At 64.2% G+C, this 17,712-nt stretch carries 15 protein-coding genes; 10 read left to right on the top strand and 5 right to left on the bottom strand.

Annotation, left to right across the window (positions count from 1 at the left end):
• The first annotated feature begins 10 nt into the window (after positions 1–10).
• The 3 genes from GYA95_RS19030 to GYA95_RS19020 all read left to right on the top strand — a co-directional run bounded on the left by GYA95_RS19030 (position 11) and on the right by GYA95_RS19020 (position 4,076).
• Entirely contained in the window at positions 11–568 is a 558-nt protein-coding gene (locus GYA95_RS19030) for an RNA polymerase sigma factor (protein ID WP_015271766.1), read from the top strand.
• On the top strand, positions 565–1,548 hold the full coding sequence (locus tag GYA95_RS19025) for a FecR family protein (RefSeq protein ID WP_015271765.1): 984 nt from the start codon (positions 565–567) through the stop codon (positions 1,546–1,548). Before GYA95_RS19030 ends, GYA95_RS19025 begins: the two co-directional genes overlap by 4 nt.
• A 137-nt stretch (positions 1,549–1,685) precedes the next feature.
• The gene (locus GYA95_RS19020) at positions 1,686–4,076 is read left to right on the top strand and encodes a TonB-dependent siderophore receptor (RefSeq protein ID WP_015271764.1); all 2,391 of its coding nucleotides are present in this window, start codon (positions 1,686–1,688) and stop codon (positions 4,074–4,076) included.
• Positions 4,077–4,166: 90 nt separating this feature from the next.
• Here the strand turns inward: GYA95_RS19020 and GYA95_RS19015 are convergent, their stop codons facing one another.
• A complete protein-coding gene (locus tag GYA95_RS19015; RefSeq protein ID WP_015271763.1) occupies positions 4,167–5,042 on the bottom strand; it encodes a helix-turn-helix transcriptional regulator in 876 nt (291 codons plus the stop codon).
• Between the two features lie 273 nt (positions 5,043–5,315).
• Between GYA95_RS19015 and GYA95_RS19010 the strand changes: the two genes are divergently transcribed.
• Positions 5,316–6,218, top strand: coding sequence for a DMT family transporter (locus GYA95_RS19010; RefSeq protein ID WP_015271762.1), 903 nt, complete (start codon positions 5,316–5,318; stop codon positions 6,216–6,218).
• A gap of 126 nt (positions 6,219–6,344) precedes the next feature.
• Here GYA95_RS19010 and GYA95_RS19005 read toward each other — a convergent pair whose 3' ends face one another.
• The 3 genes from GYA95_RS19005 to GYA95_RS18995 form a co-directional block, all read right to left on the bottom strand.
• Positions 6,345–6,890 carry a hypothetical protein gene (locus tag GYA95_RS19005; RefSeq protein ID WP_015271761.1) on the bottom strand — a complete coding sequence of 182 codons (546 nt, stop codon included), beginning with the start codon at positions 6,888–6,890 and terminating at the stop codon, positions 6,345–6,347.
• 202 nt (positions 6,891–7,092) lie between these two features.
• Positions 7,093–8,067 carry a 2-hydroxyacid dehydrogenase gene (locus tag GYA95_RS19000; protein ID WP_015271760.1) on the bottom strand — a complete coding sequence of 325 codons (975 nt, stop codon included), beginning with the start codon at positions 8,065–8,067 and terminating at the stop codon, positions 7,093–7,095.
• A 216-nt stretch (positions 8,068–8,283) separates the two neighbouring features.
• A complete protein-coding gene (locus GYA95_RS18995; protein ID WP_015271759.1) occupies positions 8,284–9,231 on the bottom strand; it encodes a LysR family transcriptional regulator in 948 nt (315 codons plus the stop codon).
• 191 nt (positions 9,232–9,422) lie between these two features.
• On the opposite strand from GYA95_RS18995, the gene GYA95_RS18990 reads away from it, so the two are divergent.
• Genes GYA95_RS18990 through GYA95_RS18975 form a run of 4 tightly spaced genes read left to right on the top strand, consistent with a single transcriptional unit; the run spans position 9,423 to position 14,202 of the window.
• Positions 9,423–10,952 (top strand): efflux transporter outer membrane subunit, encoded by a 1,530-nt coding sequence (locus tag GYA95_RS18990; protein ID WP_015271758.1) that lies wholly within the window; start codon positions 9,423–9,425, stop codon positions 10,950–10,952.
• Entirely contained in the window at positions 10,949–13,126 is a 2,178-nt protein-coding gene (locus tag GYA95_RS18985) for an FUSC family protein (protein ID WP_015271757.1), read from the top strand. The genes GYA95_RS18990 and GYA95_RS18985 overlap by 4 nt, the downstream gene beginning before the upstream one ends.
• Positions 13,127–13,130: 4 nt before the next feature.
• Positions 13,131–13,331 (top strand): DUF1656 domain-containing protein, encoded by a 201-nt coding sequence (locus tag GYA95_RS18980; RefSeq protein ID WP_003257154.1) that lies wholly within the window; start codon positions 13,131–13,133, stop codon positions 13,329–13,331.
• A 10-nt stretch (positions 13,332–13,341) separates the two neighbouring features.
• Positions 13,342–14,202, top strand: coding sequence for an efflux RND transporter periplasmic adaptor subunit (locus tag GYA95_RS18975; RefSeq protein ID WP_013974168.1), 861 nt, complete (start codon positions 13,342–13,344; stop codon positions 14,200–14,202).
• 105 nt (positions 14,203–14,307) lie between these two features.
• Here the strand turns inward: GYA95_RS18975 and GYA95_RS18970 are convergent, their stop codons facing one another.
• A complete protein-coding gene (locus GYA95_RS18970) occupies positions 14,308–14,757 on the bottom strand; it encodes a universal stress protein (RefSeq protein WP_015271756.1) in 450 nt (149 codons plus the stop codon).
• Between the two features lie 272 nt (positions 14,758–15,029).
• Here GYA95_RS18970 and GYA95_RS18965 point away from each other — a divergent pair, with 272 nt between their 5' ends.
• Together GYA95_RS18965 and GYA95_RS18960 are read left to right on the top strand one after the other, a co-directional pair.
• The gene (locus GYA95_RS18965) at positions 15,030–15,938 is read left to right on the top strand and encodes a LysR family transcriptional regulator (protein WP_015271755.1); all 909 of its coding nucleotides are present in this window, start codon (positions 15,030–15,032) and stop codon (positions 15,936–15,938) included.
• Between the two features lie 227 nt (positions 15,939–16,165).
• Positions 16,166–17,707, top strand: a complete 1,542-nt coding sequence (locus tag GYA95_RS18960) for an MFS transporter (protein ID WP_015271754.1) — start codon at positions 16,166–16,168, stop codon at positions 17,705–17,707.
• The last annotated feature ends 5 nt before the right edge of the window (positions 17,708–17,712 follow it).

Here is a 17,712-nt window from a genome sequence, read left to right as displayed (position 1 = left end):
GCCGGGCGACATGATCGAGGCGGATGCCGAAAGCGGCGGTGGGCGTGCGCGCTTCGTCCAGGTGTTCCAGGCCCAGCGGGCACGCATGGAGGCCCTGGTGAGCCGCCGGGTAGGCTGCCGGGCCACGGCATCGGACCTGGTCCAGGAGCTGTTCCTGCGCTTCTGGCGTCGCCCTGAGGTCAAGGTCGAGGCGCTGGATACCTACCTGCTGCGTTGCGCCGGGAACCTCGCCATCGACCACCTGCGCAGCGAAGGCAGCCGCGAGCGCGCAGCCGAAGCTGTGTTGCCGCTGGATGAAGCGGCCATGGCCCAGGCCCCGGAACAGGCCGTGGAGGTCGATCACGACTTGCAGCGCATCGACGCTGCCTTGCGCGCCTTGCCCGAGCGCACCCGGCAGATCTTCCTGCTCAACCGTATCCACGGCTGCAAGTACGGCGAGATCGCCAAGGCCATGCAACTGTCCCAGAGTGCTGTGGAAAAGCATATGATGCGCGCCCTCGAAGCGTGCAAGGCGAGTGTTGCCGAGCCCGCGTCCACCCCACGCCGGCCAGGGAGTGCCCGTCGATGAGCCGATTACCGCCGATCACCGAGGCGCAGTCCCGGGCTGCACTGCAATGGCTCAGCCGCATCAACGAGCAGCCTGCGCAAGCCGAGGGCTCGGCGTTCAAGCGCTGGCTGCTGGCCGAACCTGGGCACCGTGAGGCCTACGCCCAGGCCCAGGCGCTGTGGCAGAACAGCGCCGCCCCGGCGGCGCGCCTGGCCGCTGAAGAACAGGAAAGCCTGCAACGTTACCTGGATGCGATGGCCACGCCACCGGCCAGGCACCCCTGGCGGCAGCGGGTCGCGGCGCTGGCGGTGGCTGCGTGCCTGGTACTGGCCGTGGGCGTTGCCGGTGGTTGGCACCCGGCCCTGTGGCTGCAGGACCTGCAGGCCGACTACAGCAGTGCTGGTCAAGTTCGCCAGGTGACCTTGGCCGACCAGTCGCAGGTGACGCTGGATGCGGGGAGCGCGATTGCAGTCGATTTTGTGCAGGGCGAGCGCCGCGTGCGGTTGTTGCATGGCGCGGCGTACTTCCAGGTCACGCATACCGGCACGCCGTTCGTAGTGGAAGCTGCCGGTGGCGAGGTGCGCGTGCTTGGCACCCAGTTCGAAGTGCGCGAGCAGGACGAGGGAGCCCAGGTCACTGTGAGCAGCGGGCGGGTGGCGGTGAGCCCGGCGCCGGGCGCAGCAGCGCGTGAACTGACGGCCAACCAGCAGGTGGCCTATGCTGCCGGCCAAGTCGGCGACACCCTGGCGGTGGATAGTGACAACCGCCTGGCCTGGCGCCAGGGCTGGCTGAATTACTACCAGGTGCCGCTGGCTCAGGTGGTCGAAGACCTGGGGCGCTATTACCCGGGGCGCATCCTGTTGCTCGAGGATGAGTTGGGGCAGCGCAAGGTCAGTGGCAGTTTCCCCGTGGCCGAGCCGTTGCTGGCGCTGGATTCGCTGGGCAAGGTGATGGGCTTTTCGCGGCAGACTTTGCTGGGGCGGTTGACTGTCATCCGTTAGTCGCCTGTGCCGGCCTCTTCGCGGGCACAGGGAAAAAATTTTTTCAGGCAACGGGTGAGGTAACAGGACGTGGCATCCGTGTAATGAGTGGAAGTGCGATTCATTCGCAGTCACATCCCTCTCACAGGTCAGCGTCCATGAAGTTCACCCCGCGTTGCGTCCCTCTCTGGTTCGGCCTTTCCGCGTTCCCGGCATTCGCTGCCGCTCCCCTGGCCTGCGCCGTCGAGCAACAGCAGGTGTACCCCTTCGCCCAGCCGGCGCAACCCCTTGCCCAGGCACTCAGCGCCTTCAGCCGCACCACCGGCCAGAGCGTGGTCTACACCCTGGAACTGCCAGGTGTGCAGGCGCCGGCATTGAACGGCAGGTTCAGCGCCGAACAGGCCCTGCAACAGCTGCTGGGCACTACCGGGCTGGCCTGGCGCCGCGTCGATGCACGCACGCTCACCCTCGAAGCAGTGGACACCTCCGGCGCCCTCAACCTGCAGGCCATCACCGTGACCTCGCAACTGGACGACTACAGCTACCAGCCCCCGGCTACCGCCTCGATCATGCGCGGGCAGGGCCCGAGCCAGGACATCCCCCAGGCCATCAATGTGGTGCCGGCCCAGGTCATCCGTGACCAGGCCCCACGCAATCTTGATGACGCTCTGGCCAATGTCAGCGGCATCACCCAGGGCAACAATTTCGGTGGCACCTCCGATACCGTGATGAAGCGCGGCTTCGGCGACAACCGCGACGGCTCGATCATGCGCGATGGCATGCCCATCGTGCAGGGCCGCAGCCTCAACGCCAGCACCGAGCGGGTCGAAGTGCTCAAGGGCCCGGCCTCGCTGCTGTACGGCATCCAGGACCCGGGCGGGGTGATCAACGTGGTCAGCAAGCGCCCGCAACTCGAGCAGTACAACGCCCTGACCGTGCGCGGGTCGACCTACGGCAGCGGCAAGAACGGCAGCGGTGGCGGGTTCGACAGCACCGGCGCGCTGGGCGACAGCAACTTCGCCTATCGCCTGATCGTCGACCACGAAGATGAGGACTACTGGCGCAACTACGGCGTGCACCGCGAATCGCTGGTAGCGCCGTCGCTGGCCTGGCTGGGCGAAGACACCCAGGTGGTACTGGCCTACGAGCATCGCGAGTTTCTCTACCCCTTCGACCGTGGCACGGCGTTCGGCAACAACGGCCACCCGCTGGACATCCCTGCCACGCGGCGCCTGGACGAGCCCTTCAACGACATGGAAGGGCGCTCCGACCTGTACCGTCTGGAAGTCGACCACCGGTTTGCCGATGACTGGAAGCTGCACTTCGGCTACAGCTTCAACCGCGAAACCTATGATGCCAGCCAGGTGCGGGTGACCGGCGTGAATGAAAAAAGCGGCACGCTGTCGCGCAGCATCGACGGCACCCACAACGCCATGAGCCGTGACCAGTTCGCCACCCTGAGCCTGGCCGGTAATGTGCAACTGGCCGGGATGCAGAACGACCTGCTGTTCGGCATCGATCACGAGGACCGCAAGATTTTCCGCGGTGACATGATCCGGCAGACCGCCCAATCCACCTTCAGCTATATGAACCCGGTCTACGGGCAGGAAGTGGAGGGCACCACCGTCAAAGCCAGTGACAGCGACCAGACCGACAAGCTGCGCACCGACGCGTTGTTCGTGCAGGACGCGCTGCACCTGGATGATCACTGGATCCTGGTGGCTGGTGCGCGCTTCCAGCAGTTCGACCAGTACGCTGGCCGTGGCCGCCCTTTCAAGGCCAACACCGACATCAATGGCCAGGCGTGGGTGCCGCATGCAGGTATCGTCTACAAGGTCGATGATCAACTGTCGTTTTATGGCAGCTATAGCGAGTCGTTCAAGCCCAACTCGACTATCGCGCCGCTGGTCGGCAATGTGGTGCTCGACTCGTCGGTGGCGCCGGAGGAGGGCAAATCGTGGGAACTGGGCGCCAAGCTCGACATGCCGGGCCGCCTGACAGGCACTCTGGCGTTGTTCGATATCACCAAGCGCAACGTGCTGGTTTCCAACTTTGATACCAGTACTCGTGAAACGGTGTACAGCAATGCCGGGGAGGTCGGTTCACGGGGCGTTGAGCTGGACCTGACTGGCCAGCTGAGCGAGCGATGGAGCCTGATTGGCAGCTATGCCTACACCGATGCCAAGGTGACCAAGGACCCGGCCCTGCAGGGCAACCGCCTGCAGAACGTGGCCCGGCACAGTGGTTCGCTGTCGGCGGTGTATGACTACGGCAGCCTGTTCGGTGGCGACCGCTTGCGTCTCGGTGCCGGTGCAAGGTATGTCGGCGAGCGCGCGGGTAACTCGACCAACACCTTCGACCTGCCGTCCTATACCGTGGCCGATGCCTTTGCCAGCTACGAGACCAGGCTCGACGAGCACAAGGTGCTGCTGCAGCTGAACGTGAAGAACCTGTTCGACAAAGTTTACTACAGCTCGGCGGTGAACCAGTACTTTGTGGCCATTGGCGATGCGCGGCAGGTGAGCTTGTCCAGTACCTTCGAGTTCTAGGCCAGCCTGAACCGGCCTCTTCGCGGCTAAAGCCGCTCCCACAGGTACTGCACTGCCCTTGAGGGTGGCGCGGTCCCTGTGGGAGCGGCTTTAGCCGCGAATGGCCGTACGGTATTCGCCAGGCGTTGCTCCGACCGCCTGGCGGAACCGGTTGCTGAAATGGCTGGCACTGGCAAACCCGCACAACAGGGCAATTTCCCCCAGCGGCATTACCCCCAGCCGCAGTAGCTGGCAGGCCCGATGCAGCCGCCGGGCCAGCAGGTACTGATGCGGCGGCAGCCCGAAACTGGCGCGGAACATGCGCGCAAAGTGGTATTCGGACAGGTTGCAGCGCAAGGCCAGTTCACCCAGGGTGATGGGCTGGTCGAGATGCGCTTCGATGTAGTCGACCATTTGCCGGCGCAGGCTCGGTGCCAGCCCGCCTTTCAGGCGCAGGCCCTGGCGCAGCCCAACCTGGTTGAGCAGCGCATGGTCGACGATCTCGTGCGCCAGGCTGCTGGCCAGCAAGCGTTCGCCAGGTTCATCCCAGTCCAGGGTTATCAGCTGGCGAAAGCGCTTGGCTTGCTGCGGGTCGTCGAGAAAGGTCGCTTCCCGCAGTTGCAGCTCACGCGGTTCACGGTCGAGCAGGCGCACGCAGCCCAGGGCGAATTGCGTTTCGCTGACATACAGGTGCGCCAGGCGGATCGCGCCATTGACCACCCAGTTCGATTCCTGCCCGGCCGGCATCACGCACAGCTTGTCGGGCGCCCCTTTATCGCCGGGGCGCTGGCGGCGGAAGGTGCCGGTGCCGTCGGCGATGTAGCACGACAGGGTGTGATGGCTCGGTGCCTGGTAGTCGCGGGCATCGTCGCGGTTGCTCCACAACGCCGCCGCCAGCCCGTCGCCCAGGTGCGCGCTCAGCTCCAGCCGGGCGTGGGGCGAGGCGTGCATGGCGTTGAACACTTGCAGCTGGGTGAGTGGGGTCATGGGCGGTTCCTCTTGCCAGCCATCCTACTGCGCCTTGGGCAGGCTTACAGCAACCCGCGGGACAAATGCGCAAGTTTGTGCAAGCCGGGGAGGGGCCCCCGGAAGAAACTGGAGGCCTCGGCGAGGGCTGCGCCCTCGATCGCAGGCAAGCCAGCTCCTACAGGGACCGCGCCAGCCTGGAGCTTGGCGCTGTACTTGTGGGAGCTGGCTTGCCGGCGATTGGCCGCATCGCGGCCCCGGGATGCATGGTCGATCGCCTGAGGAGCTCCACCGATGAACCTGTCACTCTACTTGCTAACGGTCCTGATCTGGGGCACTACCTGGATCGCCCTGAAACTCCAATTGGGCGTGGTCGCCATTCCGGTCTCGATCGTCTACCGCTTCGCCCTGGCCGGGCTGATCCTGTTCGCCTTCCTGCTGCTCACCCGCCGCCTGCAGCCAATGAACCGGCGTGGCCACCAGATCTGTCTGGCCCAGGGCCTGTGCCTGTTCTGCGTCAACTTCATCTGCTTCCTCAGCGCCAGCCAGTGGATTGCCAGCGGCCTGATCGCCGTGGTGTTCTCCACCGCCACCCTGTGGAATGCGCTCAACGCGCGGATCTTCTTCGGCCAGAAGATCGCCAGCAATGTGCTCGGCGGCGGCGCCCTGGGGCTCCTTGGCCTGGGGCTGCTGTTCTGGCCCGAGCTGTCCCACCACGCGGCCAGCCGCGAAATCCTGTACGGCCTTGGCCTGGCCCTGCTCGGCACGCTGTGCTTCTCGGCTGGCAACATGCTGTCGAGCATGCAGCAGAAGGCCGGGCTCAAGCCCATGACCACCAATGCCTGGGGCATGGTCTACGGGGCGGTGATGCTGGCGGTGTTCTGCGTGGTCAGCGGTGTGCCATTCAGCATGGAGTGGAACGTGCGGTACATCGGCTCGTTGCTTTACCTGGTGGTGCCGGGCTCGGTGATCGCCTTTACCGCCTACCTGACCCTGGTCGGGCGCATGGGGCCGGAGCGGGCAGCTTACTGCACCGTGCTGTTCCCGTTGGTGGCATTGAATGTGTCGGCGGTGGCCGAGGGGTATCAGTGGACGGCGCCGGCCTTGTTGGGATTGGTGGCGGTGATGGCGGGGAATGTGCTGGTGTTTCGCAAGCCCAAGAGCCGAGTCATTAAGGCCGCTGGGCTAGCGAAGTGAAGCGTACATAGCTTGCACCGGGCACCTCTTGAGCTTGCCAAGAGGTGCCTAGTGCAGGAAGTTCTCAAAAGAGATTGTTCTTGACTCCGGGGCCTCGAGCCATAAGCAGCTCTGCCGCGGGAATATCTAGTCAGCGTCAAGGATGATTACTGCAAACCCCGGAATTTTATCGTGGCGTTTGTCGAATGCAAGAATGGCTGTAGGTGTAGGCTGGTCGCCGGAACTATAGTAATCGCCGTTCTGCTTCATTCGGCCATTACCGGCCAGTGTATACCAAGCTGTATGTTCTTCTGGGACTTTCGTCCATCCGCTATCGAAGATGTTTACGAGAAATTCCAGCCGTTTCTGGTCGTTGTCGGTCTTTAGCTCAAGCTTGTAACTGACCGGTCGAGGGAGGTTGGATATTAGTATGGTCGCATTGTAATATTTTCCATCTTCGAAAGCCGTCACAATGTCCTTTTTGAAAAACGAAATGATATCGGAGCTATCTCCCTTTGCAATACTATCTGGGGCGGTGTAAGTGGCAGCTCCTCCGTCCTTTCCCAGCAGTGTCCCTAGCTTCTCTCCTTCTAGAACCCATTCTGGGTTCTTCAAGGATGAAAAGAGGCTGATTTCGTATTGCGGGCTTACAAAGCTAATGTCTGGTCTGATAGTGCCAAGATTAGATTCCATCATACACCTCCAATTTTTGAGGTGTTATTGTTGCTGCGGTTCGCTAGAAGATGAACTGGCAGTTTTATCAGTTGCGGAACAGCTTCAGATACGTTCCTGTCGCGTATGGCTTTGAATCTTATTCGTGGCGCGCTCCGTACACACACACACAGAGCGCGCCGTAAAAGTTAGGTGGCCCGTTTCAACAGATGTGGGGAAGCGATCAACTCCTCCACACCTGCGGGTTCACGAGGTCCCGCGGCCGTTCACCCAGCAGCGCCGCACGCAGGTTGTCGATTGCCCGGTTGGCCATGGCCTCGCGGGTTTCGGCAGTGGCCGAGCCAACGTGTGGCAAGGTCAGGGCATTGGGCAGTTTGAACAGCGGCGAGTCGCTCAGCGGCTCTTTCTCGTATACATCCAGGCCCGCACCGCGAATGGTGCCGTTCTGAAGCGCCTCTATCAGCGCCGCCTCGTCCACCACCGGCCCGCGGGCGATGTTGATCAGGAATGCGCTTGGCTTCATCAGTTGCAACTCACGCGCACCGATCAGCTTGCGGGTGGCATCGGACAACGGCACAACGATGCAGACGAAGTCGGCTTCGGCCAGCAGTTGCTCCAGGCTGCGAAACTGCGCGCCCAGCTCTTGTTCCAGCGCGGTCTTGCGGCTATTGCCGGAATAGATCACCGGCATGTTGAAACCGAACCGGCCGCGACGTGCAATGGCGGCACCGATGTTGCCCATGCCGACGATACCCAGGGTCTTGCCGTGCACATCGCTGCCGAAATGGGCCGGACCTACGGTGGCCTGCCAGTTGCCGGCCTTGGTCCAGGCATCCAGCTCGGCGGTGCGGCGGGCGCAGCCCATGATCAGCGAGAAGCCCAGGTCGGCGGTGCTTTCGGTCAGCACGTCGGGGGTATTGGTCAGGGCGATGCCGCGTTCGTTGAAGTAGTCCAGGTCGTAGTTGTCGTAACCGACCGACACGCTGGATACCACCTCCAGCCTGGCCGCCCCTTCGAGTTGCGCCCGGCCGAGCTTGCGGCCAACGCCGATCAGGCCATGGGCCTCGGGCAGGGCTTCGTTGAACTGGGCGTTGATATCGCCGAGCTTGGGGTTCGGCACGATCACGTTGAAGTCTTGCTGCAGGCGTTCGGCCATGGCCGGGGTGATACGGCTGAAGGCCAGGACGGTCTTTTTCATCGGCAACTTCTTCTCTGCAAGGCTAGGGGAATGCCGGGCAGTTGACCGCGATGCGGTCATTCGCAGCACAAGGCTGCTCCTACAAGGGGCAGGCGCTGGGCCTTCTGTAGGAGCAGCCTTGTGCTGCGAATGGAGGGCGGAGCCCTCCCAGGGGCCTGGCGCTGGAAACAATGGTTAGCAACCTACCATTGTCCGCCCCCGCAATGCAGCAGCTTTTTAGTTGGCGATCATCACCTGATGGGTTTTCAGGTCTGCCTCATGCGCCGCGAGAATCTCCGGCAGCGAGTTGCGCAGGTACTCCACCCAGGTCTTGATCTTGGCATCCAGGTACTGCCGCGACGGGTAGATGGCGTACAGGTTCAGCTCCTGCAGCCGGTACTCGGGCAGCACCCGTACCAGGCTGCCATCGCGCAGGCCGTCGATGGCCGAATAGATCGGCAGCACGCCCACGCCCATGCCGCTGCGGATGGCGGTCTTCATGGCATCGGCAGTATTGACCATGAACGGCGAGCTGGTGATGTTGACCATCTCCTGGCCTTCCGGCCCGTCGAACAGCCATTTCTCCAACGGGATCACCGGGCTGACCATGCGCAGGCAGGCGTGCTTGAGCAGGTCGGCAGGCTTGTGCGCAACGCCGTGGCGGGCAATGTAGGCGGGCGAGGCGCAGACGATGCTGTAGGTGATGCCCAGGCGCTGGGACACGAACCCCGAGTCGGGCAGTTCGGTGGCCAGCACGATGGACACGTCATAGCCCTCGTCGAGCAGGTCAGGCACGCGGTTGGCCATGGTCAGGTCGAAGGTCACGTCCGGGTGCGATTCGCGGTAGCGGGCGATGGCGTCGACCACGAAGTGCTGACCGACCCCGGTCATCGAGTGCACCTTCAACATCCCGGCCGGGCGGGCATGGGCGTCGCTGGCCTCGGCCTCGGCTTCTTCGACATAGGTAAGAATCTGTTCGCAACGCATCAGGTACCGCTTGCCGGCTTCGGTCAGCGCAATGCGGCGGGTGGTACGGTTGAGCAGCCTTGTTTGCAGATGGGCTTCCAGGTTGGAGACCGCCCGCGACACGTTCGCGGTGGTCGTATCCAGTTGCCCGGCGGCAGCGGTAAAGCTGCCGAGTTGGGCTACGCAACTGAAAGCACGCATGTTTTGCAGGGTGTCCATGGGTCACTCTCGATGTAGAGGACAAAATTGTGTCACGAAGTAACGTAAAAGAGATGAAAAGTTGCCTTCGACCAAAGGCGGATTATCGCCGTTTTGGTAACAAAGATTCGCAGGAATCCACGCTTATCGCCAGTGCTGACGCCCCCTAGAATTGCCCGGCCTCTTCACCTCTTCCTCGGGAAATCGCAGCTGTGCCGCGTCGCATCATCAGAACGCTCAATGCGTTCAGTGCCTGTGCCCTTGCCCTCACCTTGAGCGGCTGTATCGGAACCTGGGGCATTGCCCCGCAAAGCAAGACGCTGCAAGCCAACACCCTGACCACCGACGCGGCCATACGCGAAGCCGCGACCGACGCCCACTGGCCCGATCAACAATGGTGGCGCGCCTATGGCGACCCACAGCTGGACCGCTGGGTTGCCCTGGCCGTGGCCGGCAGCCCGAGCCTGGCCATGGCTGCGGCGCGGGTACGCGAAGCCAGGGCCATGGCCGGTGTGGTCGAATCGGCGGAAAAGCTCCAGGCCAATGGCCAGGCCGCGCTCAAGCGCCACAACTGGCCTGAAGACCAGTTCTACGGCCCGGGCGCACTGTCCGGCGCCAACACCTGGGACAACAACGCCGCGATTGGCTTCAGCTACGCGCTCGACCTGTGGGGCCGCGAACGCAATGCCAGCGAGCAGGCCGTGGACCAGGCGCACATGAGCGTGGCCGAAGCCCGCCAGGCGCAGCTGGAGCTGCAGAACAACGTGGTGCGCGCCTACATTCAGCTGAGCCTGCACTTCGCCCAGCGCGATATCGTCAAGGCCGAGCTGGAACAGCAGGAGCAGATCCTGGCCCTGGCCAAGCGCCGTCTGGATGCCGGCATCGGCACCCACTTCGAAGTCAGCCAGGCTGAAGCGCCGTTGCCGGAAACCCACCGCCAGCTCGACAGCCTGGACGAAGAAATTGCCCTGGCCCGCAACCAGCTGGCCGCCCTGGCCGGCAAGGGCCCGGGGGAGGGCGCGCAGTTGCAGCGCCCGAGCCTGGCCCTGGCCGCGCCGCTGAAGCTGCCGTCGAACCTGCCGGCCGAACTGGTCGGCCAGCGCCCCGACGTGGTCGCCAGCCGTTGGCAGGTGGCCGCCCAGGCGCGTGGCATCGATGTTGCCCACGCCGGCTTCTTCCCCAACGTCGACCTGGTCGGCGGCCTTGGCTTCATGGCAACCGGTGGTGGCCCGCTGGAATTCCTCACCGGGCGCAAGTTCAACTACAACGTCGGCCCGGCCATCAGCCTGCCGGTCTTCGATGGTGGCCGCCTGCGTTCGCAACTGGGCGTGGCTTCGGCGGGCTATGACGTGGCCGTGGCGCGCTACAACCAGACCGTGGTCGGTGCGCTGAAGAACATCTCCGACCAGCTGATCCGCCGTGAGTCGATGAAGGAGCAGTCGCACTTCGCCGCCGAGTCGGTCGCGGCCGCGCAGAAAACCTACGACATCGCCATGGTTGCCTTCCAGCGTGGCCTTACCGACTACCTCAACGTGCTCAATGCGCAGACTTTGCTGTTCCGCCAGCAGCAGGTGCAGCAGCAGGTGCAGGCCGCGCGCCTGATTGCCCATGCCGAGCTGGTCACTGCCCTGGGCGGTGGCTTGCAGGCTGGTCAGGATGCGCCGAAAGAGGAGCGCCAGGCCGCACCGAAAACCCCGGCCACCCTGGCCATTTTCGACAAGAAGCCGGATAACGCCGAATGAGCACTTCCAGTTTGCCCGTGCGCTGGCTGCAGAGCCTGGAATGGCGCCGGGGTTTCTTTGCCTGGGCGCGCACCGACGGGGTGACCTGGGTGTACATCTTCAAAGTGCTGGCCGCTGCGTTCATCACCCTGTGGCTGGCCATGCGCCTGGAGTTGCCGCAACCGCGCACGGCGATGATCACCGTGTTCATCGTCATGCAGCCGCAAAGCGGGCATGTGTTCGCCAAGAGCTTCTACCGAGTGCTCGGCACCCTGGCCGGCTCGGCGATGATGGTGGCGCTGATCGCCATATTCCCGCAGAACACCGAGCTGTTCCTGCCCAGCCTGGCCCTGTGGGTAGGCCTGTGCTCGGCCGGTGCCATGCGCTACCGCACTTTCCGCGCCTATGGCTTCGTGCTGGCCGGCTATACAGCGGCGATGATCGGCCTGCCGGTGCTGCAGCACCCCGACCAGGCTTTCATGGCGGCGGTATGGCGGGTGCTGGAAATTGCCCTGGGCATTCTGGTGTCGACCTTTGTCAGCGCCGCGATCCTGCCGCAGTCGGCCAGTGCCGCCATGCGCAACGCCCTGTACCAGCGCTTTGGCGTTTTCGCGGGGGTGGTGGTCGAGGCCCTGCGCGGCGAAAGCCAGCGGGACCGCTTCGAGAGCAGCAACGTGCGCTTCGTCGCTGAAGCAGTGGGCCTCGAGAGCCTGCGCAACGTCACCGCCTTCGAAGACCCGCACATGCGCCGGCGCTCTGGTCGCCTGGTGCGCATGAATAGCGAGTTCATGGCCATCACCACGCGCTTCAATGCCCTGCACCGTTTGCTGGAACGCCTTCGCGCCCGCGGCCCGCTGCAGATCGTCGGCGCCATCGAGCCAGGCCTGAACACCCTGGTGGAGCTGTTGCAGCCTTACGTGGGCCGGGCGCTGACCGACGCCGATGCGCTGCGCCTGACCCTGGAGCTGGCCGCCTACAAGGAAGGCTTGCAGGCACAGGTGCGCGGCTTGCGCGCCGAGTACCTGGCAACCGAGCCGAGCGAGTCCGACCTGCTCGACTTCCACACTGCCTTCGAGCTGCTCTACCGCTTCGTCGACGAGATGTACAGTTATGCCGAAACCCATGCCTCGCTAGCCGCGCACCGGCACGAACGCGAGCAGTGGGATGAGCCCTACGTGGCGCAGACCAGCTGGCTGGTATCGTTGGCCGCCGGTGTGCGCGCCTCGGCGGTGCTGTTGTTGCTGGGCAGCTATTGGCTGCTCAGCGACTGGCCCAGCGGCGCCATGATGACCCTGATCGCCACCGTCACCGTGGGCCTGTCGGCGGCCTCGCCGAACCCCAAGCGCATGTCGTTCCAGATGGCCTGCGGCACGGCGATTGGTGCCGTCGTCGGCTTCTTCGAAACCTTCTTCGTGTTCCCCTGGATCGACGGTTTCCCACTGCTTTGCATGGTCCTGGCGCCGGTGTTCGTGCTGGGCGCGTTCCTTTCGTCTCGGCCGGCGTATGCCGGCTACGGCATCGGCCTGCTGGTGTTCTTCGCCATCGGCTCGGTGCCGAACAACCTCACCGTGTATGACCCGTACACCTTCATCAACGACTACATCGGCATGGTCATCGGCATGTTCGTCTGTGCCGCTGCCGGGGCGATCATCCTGCCGCCCAACAGCCGCTGGCTGTGGAGCCGCCTGGAGCAGGAACTGCGCGAGCAGGTGCTGTTCGCCATCAGCGGGCGCCTGCGCGGCCTGGGTTCAGCCTTCGAAAGCCGCACCCGTGACCTGCTGCACCAGGCCTATGGCCTGGCAGCCGGCAAGCCACAGGTACAGAGCCAGTTGATGGGCTGGATGTTCACCGTGCTGGAAATCGGCCATGCCATCATCGAGCTGCGCAAGGAGCAGGCCCGCGCGCCGGTGCATCCGGCCTACGCCGAGTCGCAGCCCTGGCGCCAGGCGATCCGCGTGATGGGCCGTGCCCTGGCCCGGTTGTTCCTGCAGCCCAGCGCCAGCAACCACGAACGCGCGCTGGTGGCAGTGGACCACGCCATCGCCCGCGTGCAGGCCACCGACGAGCCCTTCGCCCGCCACTTCGACACTTCGGTGCTGCGCCGCGCGCAAAGCTACCTGCACTTCATCCGATCTTCCCTGCTCGACCCACAGTCGCCGTTGGCACCGGCGAAAGGACTGCACGATGCTCCCTGAAACCATGCCCCGTGAAATCGCCTTCCATGGCGTGTACATGCCCACCATGACCTTGATGTTCCTGTTCGCCCTGGGCCTGGCCTGGGGCCTGGACCGGTACATCGCCAGCCATGATGGCTACCGCTTCTTCTGGCACCCGGCGCTGCTGCGCCTGAGCCTGTTCGTCTGCCTGTTCGGCGCCCTGGCGCTGTCGCTCTACTGGTGAGAATCCTTCGATGAAAAAGTTCTTCAGCCTGATCGCCACCCTGTTGGTGCTTGCCGCTGCCGTGGTGATCGGTCGCCAGTTGTGGCTGCATTACATGACCACGCCTTGGACTCGCGACGGCCGTGTGCGTGCCGACATCATCAACGTCGCTGCCGACGTGCCTGGTTATGTGGTGGATGTGCCGGTCAAGGACAACCAGCGGGTGAAGAAGGGCGACCTGCTGATCCAGATCGACCCTGAGCACTACCAGCTGGCGGTCGACCAGGCAAAGGCGCAGGTTGCGTCGCGCAAGGCCACCTGGGAGATGCGCAAGGTCAACGCCAAGCGCCGTGCCGACATGGACAACCTGGTGATCTCCAAGGAAAACCGCGACGACGCCAGCAACATCGCCAACTCCGCCCAGGCGGACTACCAGCAGGCCCTTGCCGAGCTGGCTGCCGCCGAACTGAACCTCAAGCGCACCCATATCGTGGCCACGGTGGACGGCTACGTGACCAACCTGAATATCCACAAGGGTGACTATGCGCGTACCGGTGAAGCGGTGATGGCGGTGGTCGACGAGAATTCGTTCTGGGTATACGGGTTCTTCGAGGAGACCAAGCTGCCGCATGTGAAGGTGGGTGACCAGGCCGAGCTGCAGATGATGAGCGGCGAGCGCATCAAGGGCCATGTGGAGAGCATCGCCCGCGGCATCTACGACCGCGACAACCCACAAAGCCGCGAGTTGATCGCCGATGTGAACCCGACCTTCAACTGGGTTCGGCTGGCGCAGCGGGTGCCGGTGCGCATTCATATCGATGAAGTGCCGGACGGGTTTTTGCTGGCGGCGGGGACGACTTGTACGGTGGTGGTGAAGCCGAGCGAGGGATGATCCGGGGTGAGGTGGTGCAGCTACTGGCCTCTTCGCGGGCTTGCCCGCTCCCACAAGTGATGCGCCGCTCTTGGGGCTGGCGCAAATCCTGTGGGAGCGGTGCAGTTAGCTCGCTGCCCCTACCAATACTGGCACCTTCACCCGATCAATCACCTTCGTGCTGATCGACGGGTCCAGCATCCGCCCCAACCGCGACAGGTGGCGGTGGCCCATGATGATCAGTTCACAATTCAGTTCCTGCGCCTTGGCCACGATCGCCTCGACCGGATGCCCGGCCACCATGCAGCCCTGGCTGGCGAAGCCGGCTTGCTGCAACTCGCGCACCGCCTCGGCCACGGCCTGGTCGGCCTGGTGCTGCTCTTTGCAGGCGGCGGGGTATTCTTCCAGTTCTTCTGTGGTGTAAGGCGCGGGTTGGTCGTGGACGGCGAAGGTAGAGTCGATGGCCAGCAGCACATGCAGTTCGTGTTCGCCGGGGCGGCAGTAGTGGCGGGCGAGGGTGAGCAGGGCAGTGGATGCAGGGGAGGCGTCGATGGCGATCAGGACGGGGCTGGGCATGCGGAATCCTTGTTTCAGGCTGGCTAATCATTTGCCTGTACCGGCCCTATCGCCGGCAAGCCGGCTCCCACAGGTACTCCGCATTGCCCAAGGGCTGTGTTGACCCCGTGGGAGCTGGCTTGCCGGCGATAGGGCCAGTACAGGCACTGCAAATCTTATGACCCAATCACCGTCCAAAATAAATGCCCCACCACGCACGAGCGCATTGCGTCTGGTGCAATCCAGCAACCTGCTACCATCGCCATCTCCCACAGCTGTAACGGAAAACGGCCATGCAACTCCCGGACATGAACCTGCTCGTCGCCCTCGATGCCCTGCTCGACGAAGGCAGCGTGGTCGGCGCGGCGCAGCGCATGAACCTCAGCCCGGCGGCGATGAGCCGGACCCTGGGGCGTATCCGCGATGCATTGGGTGACCCGATCCTGGTGCGCGCCGGCCGTGGCCTGGTGCCGACGCCGCGGGCGCTGGCCCTGCGCGAGCAGGTGGCGGCGTTGGTGGAGCAGGCCGGCGAGGTGTTCCGCAGTGGCGACGAGGTCGACCTGCCCAAGCTTGACCGGGCCTTCAACATCCGCACCAACGACCTGTTCATCGCCCTGTACGGTGCCCAGTTGCTGCGGCGCATGCACGAGCAGGCACCGCGCACGGTGCTGCGCTTCGTGCCGGAAAGCCCCGGCGGCGATGACGACAGCGTGCTGCGCGACGGGCGTACCGACCTGATCATCAGCTCGACCGTGGACCTGGGGCCGGAGATCAAGGTACAGAGCCTGTTCCAGACCTACTATGTGGGCCTGGCGCGGCGCGACCACCCGATCTTCGAGCAGCCGATCACGGCGCACAGTTTTGCCAGTTATCCACAGATCAGCGTGTCCCGCCGTGGACGGGCCAATGGGCCGATCGATGTGGAGCTGGCCAACTTCAAGGTGCAGCGGCGGGTGGCGCTGATTACCCCGAGTTTTCACTCGGCGCTTTTCTCGCTGCCGGATTCCGACCTGATCCTGCCGATGCCGGCCAACATCCTCAACAGCGTGCACAAGCTCGGGCTGCCGCTGCGCTCGTTCGAGATCCCGGTGCCGCTGGAGCGAGTGACCGTGCTGCAGGCATGGCACCCACGGTTTCACAATGACCCGGCACATCGGTGGTTGCGGCAGACCCTGAAGGCCTGTTGCAGCGTTGACCCTTGATTGCCTATGAGGGCCTCATCGCCGGCAAGCCAGCTCCCACAGGATCGTTGCATATCTCGAAAACTACGCAGTACCTGTGGGAGCTGGCTTGCCGGCGATAGGGCCAGACCTGCAAAAGGCGGATTGCGTCCAGCGCAACATAAACCTACCGATAAGTCAGTTTTCGTCAGCATTCGACCTTCTTAGACTTGCTCCAGTCGCAAATTTGTTGCTGGAGATGTCTGCCCATGAGTTCCCTGTCCGCCCCGTCTGCCGCGATTGCCGCCGCCCCCGCGCCGGCCGCGCCTGCGCAGACTGCGTTCGGCCTGCAGGTAGTGGTCGGGCTGTTCGGTGTGCTGCTGGCCGTGTTGTGCGCGGGCCTCAACGAGTCGGTAACCAAAATCTCCCTGGCCGATATCCGTGGGGCCATGGGCATCGGTGCCGACGAAGGCGCCTGGCTGCTGGCGGCCTACAGCGCCGCCTCGGTTTCGGCCATGGCCTTCGCGCCATGGCTGGCCACCACGTTCTCGCTGCGGCGCTTCACCATGAGCGCCATCGGCCTGTTCGCCGTGCTCGGCCTGCTGCAACCGTTCGCCCCCAACCTGCACAGCCTGATGCTGCTGCGTGTGCTCCAGGGCTTCGCCTCTGGCGCCTTGCCGCCGATGTTGATGAGCGTGGCCCTGCGCTTCCTGCCTCCGGGCATCAAGGTCTATGGCCTGGCCTGCTATGCCCTCACCGCCACCTTCGGCCCCAACCTCGGCACACCGCTGGCAGGGCTGTGGACCGAATACGTCGGTTGGCAGTGGGCGTTCTGGCAGATCATCCTGCCCTCGGCGCTGGCCATGTTCTGCGTCGGTTGGGGCCTGCCGCAGGACCCGCTGCGCCTGGAGCGCTTCAAGCAGTTCGACTGGCGCGGCGTGCTGCTCGGCCTGCCCGCCATCAGCTGCATCGTACTGGGCCTGTCGCTGGGTGACCGCTGGGGCTGGTTCGATTCCCCGCTGATCTGCTGGCTGCTCGGCGGTGGCCTGCTGTTGCTGGTGCTGTTCATGTACAACGAATGGTCCGAGCCGTTGCCATTCTTCCAGTTGCGCATGCTGTCGCGGCGCAACCTGAGTTTCGCTCTGGTGACCCTGGCCGGTGTGCTGATCGTGCTCTCGGGCGTGGGCAGCATTCCGTCGGCCTATCTGGCGCAGATTCAGGGCTACCGCCCGGCGCAGACCAGCCCGCTGATGATGCTGGTGGCCATGCCGCAGCTGGTGGCCCTGCCGTTGACGGCGGCGCTGTGCAATATCCGCGCAGTGGACTGCCGCTGGGTGCTGGGGATAGGCCTGGCGATGCTGGCTGTGTCCTGTGCCGGCAGCAGCCTGCTGACCAGCGAGTGGATCCGTGGCGATTTCTACCCGTTCTACCTGCTGCAGGTGTTCGGCCAGCCAATGGCAGTGCTGCCGCTGCTGATGCTGTCCACCAACGGCATGACCCCGCAGGAAGGCCCGTTCGCCTCCAGCTGGTTCAACACCGTCAAGGGCCTGGCCGCGGTGATCGCCGGTGGCCTGCTGGACGCCCTTGGCACCCTGCGCCGGCACTTCCATTCCAACCACCTGGTGGACAGCCTGGGCAACGCCCCGCTGGTCGACGGTAACGCAGCCGGCCTGGCCAGGCGCATCCACGACCAGGCGCTGGTGCTGACCTCGGCCGACCTCTACCTGGTCATGGCCTGCATTGCCGTGGCCCTGATCTGCCTGATTCCTTTCGTGCCTACCCGGGTCTATCCGCCGCGCGCGGTGGCCTGAACCCT

Source organism: Pseudomonas asiatica, assembly GCF_009932335.1.
GTDB lineage: Bacteria > Pseudomonadota > Gammaproteobacteria > Pseudomonadales > Pseudomonadaceae > Aquipseudomonas > Aquipseudomonas asiatica.
This window is presented reverse-complemented; position numbering and strand designations above follow the sequence as displayed.

Bases quoted from the DNA above. Each gene is read 5' to 3' on its own strand.
- GYA95_RS19030 (WP_015271766.1), top strand. From the start codon at position 11: ATGATCGAGGCGGATGCCGAAAGCGGCGGTGGGCGTGCGCGCTTCGTC.
- GYA95_RS19025 (WP_015271765.1), top strand. From the start codon at position 565: ATGAGCCGATTACCGCCGATCACCGAGGCGCAGTCCCGGGCTGCACTG.
- GYA95_RS19020 (WP_015271764.1), top strand. From the start codon at position 1,686: ATGAAGTTCACCCCGCGTTGCGTCCCTCTCTGGTTCGGCCTTTCCGCG.
- GYA95_RS19015 (WP_015271763.1), bottom strand. From the start codon at position 5,042: ATGACCCCACTCACCCAGCTGCAAGTGTTCAACGCCATGCACGCCTCG.
- GYA95_RS19010 (WP_015271762.1), top strand. From the start codon at position 5,316: ATGAACCTGTCACTCTACTTGCTAACGGTCCTGATCTGGGGCACTACC.
- GYA95_RS19005 (WP_015271761.1), bottom strand. From the start codon at position 6,890: ATGGAATCTAATCTTGGCACTATCAGACCAGACATTAGCTTTGTAAGC.
- GYA95_RS19000 (WP_015271760.1), bottom strand. From the start codon at position 8,067: ATGAAAAAGACCGTCCTGGCCTTCAGCCGTATCACCCCGGCCATGGCC.
- GYA95_RS18995 (WP_015271759.1), bottom strand. From the start codon at position 9,231: ATGGACACCCTGCAAAACATGCGTGCTTTCAGTTGCGTAGCCCAACTC.
- GYA95_RS18985 (WP_015271757.1), top strand. From the start codon at position 10,949: ATGAGCACTTCCAGTTTGCCCGTGCGCTGGCTGCAGAGCCTGGAATGG.
- GYA95_RS18980 (WP_003257154.1), top strand. From the start codon at position 13,131: ATGCCCCGTGAAATCGCCTTCCATGGCGTGTACATGCCCACCATGACC.
- GYA95_RS18975 (WP_013974168.1), top strand. From the start codon at position 13,342: ATGAAAAAGTTCTTCAGCCTGATCGCCACCCTGTTGGTGCTTGCCGCT.
- GYA95_RS18970 (WP_015271756.1), bottom strand. From the start codon at position 14,757: ATGCCCAGCCCCGTCCTGATCGCCATCGACGCCTCCCCTGCATCCACT.
- GYA95_RS18965 (WP_015271755.1), top strand. From the start codon at position 15,030: ATGCAACTCCCGGACATGAACCTGCTCGTCGCCCTCGATGCCCTGCTC.
- GYA95_RS18960 (WP_015271754.1), top strand. From the start codon at position 16,166: ATGAGTTCCCTGTCCGCCCCGTCTGCCGCGATTGCCGCCGCCCCCGCG.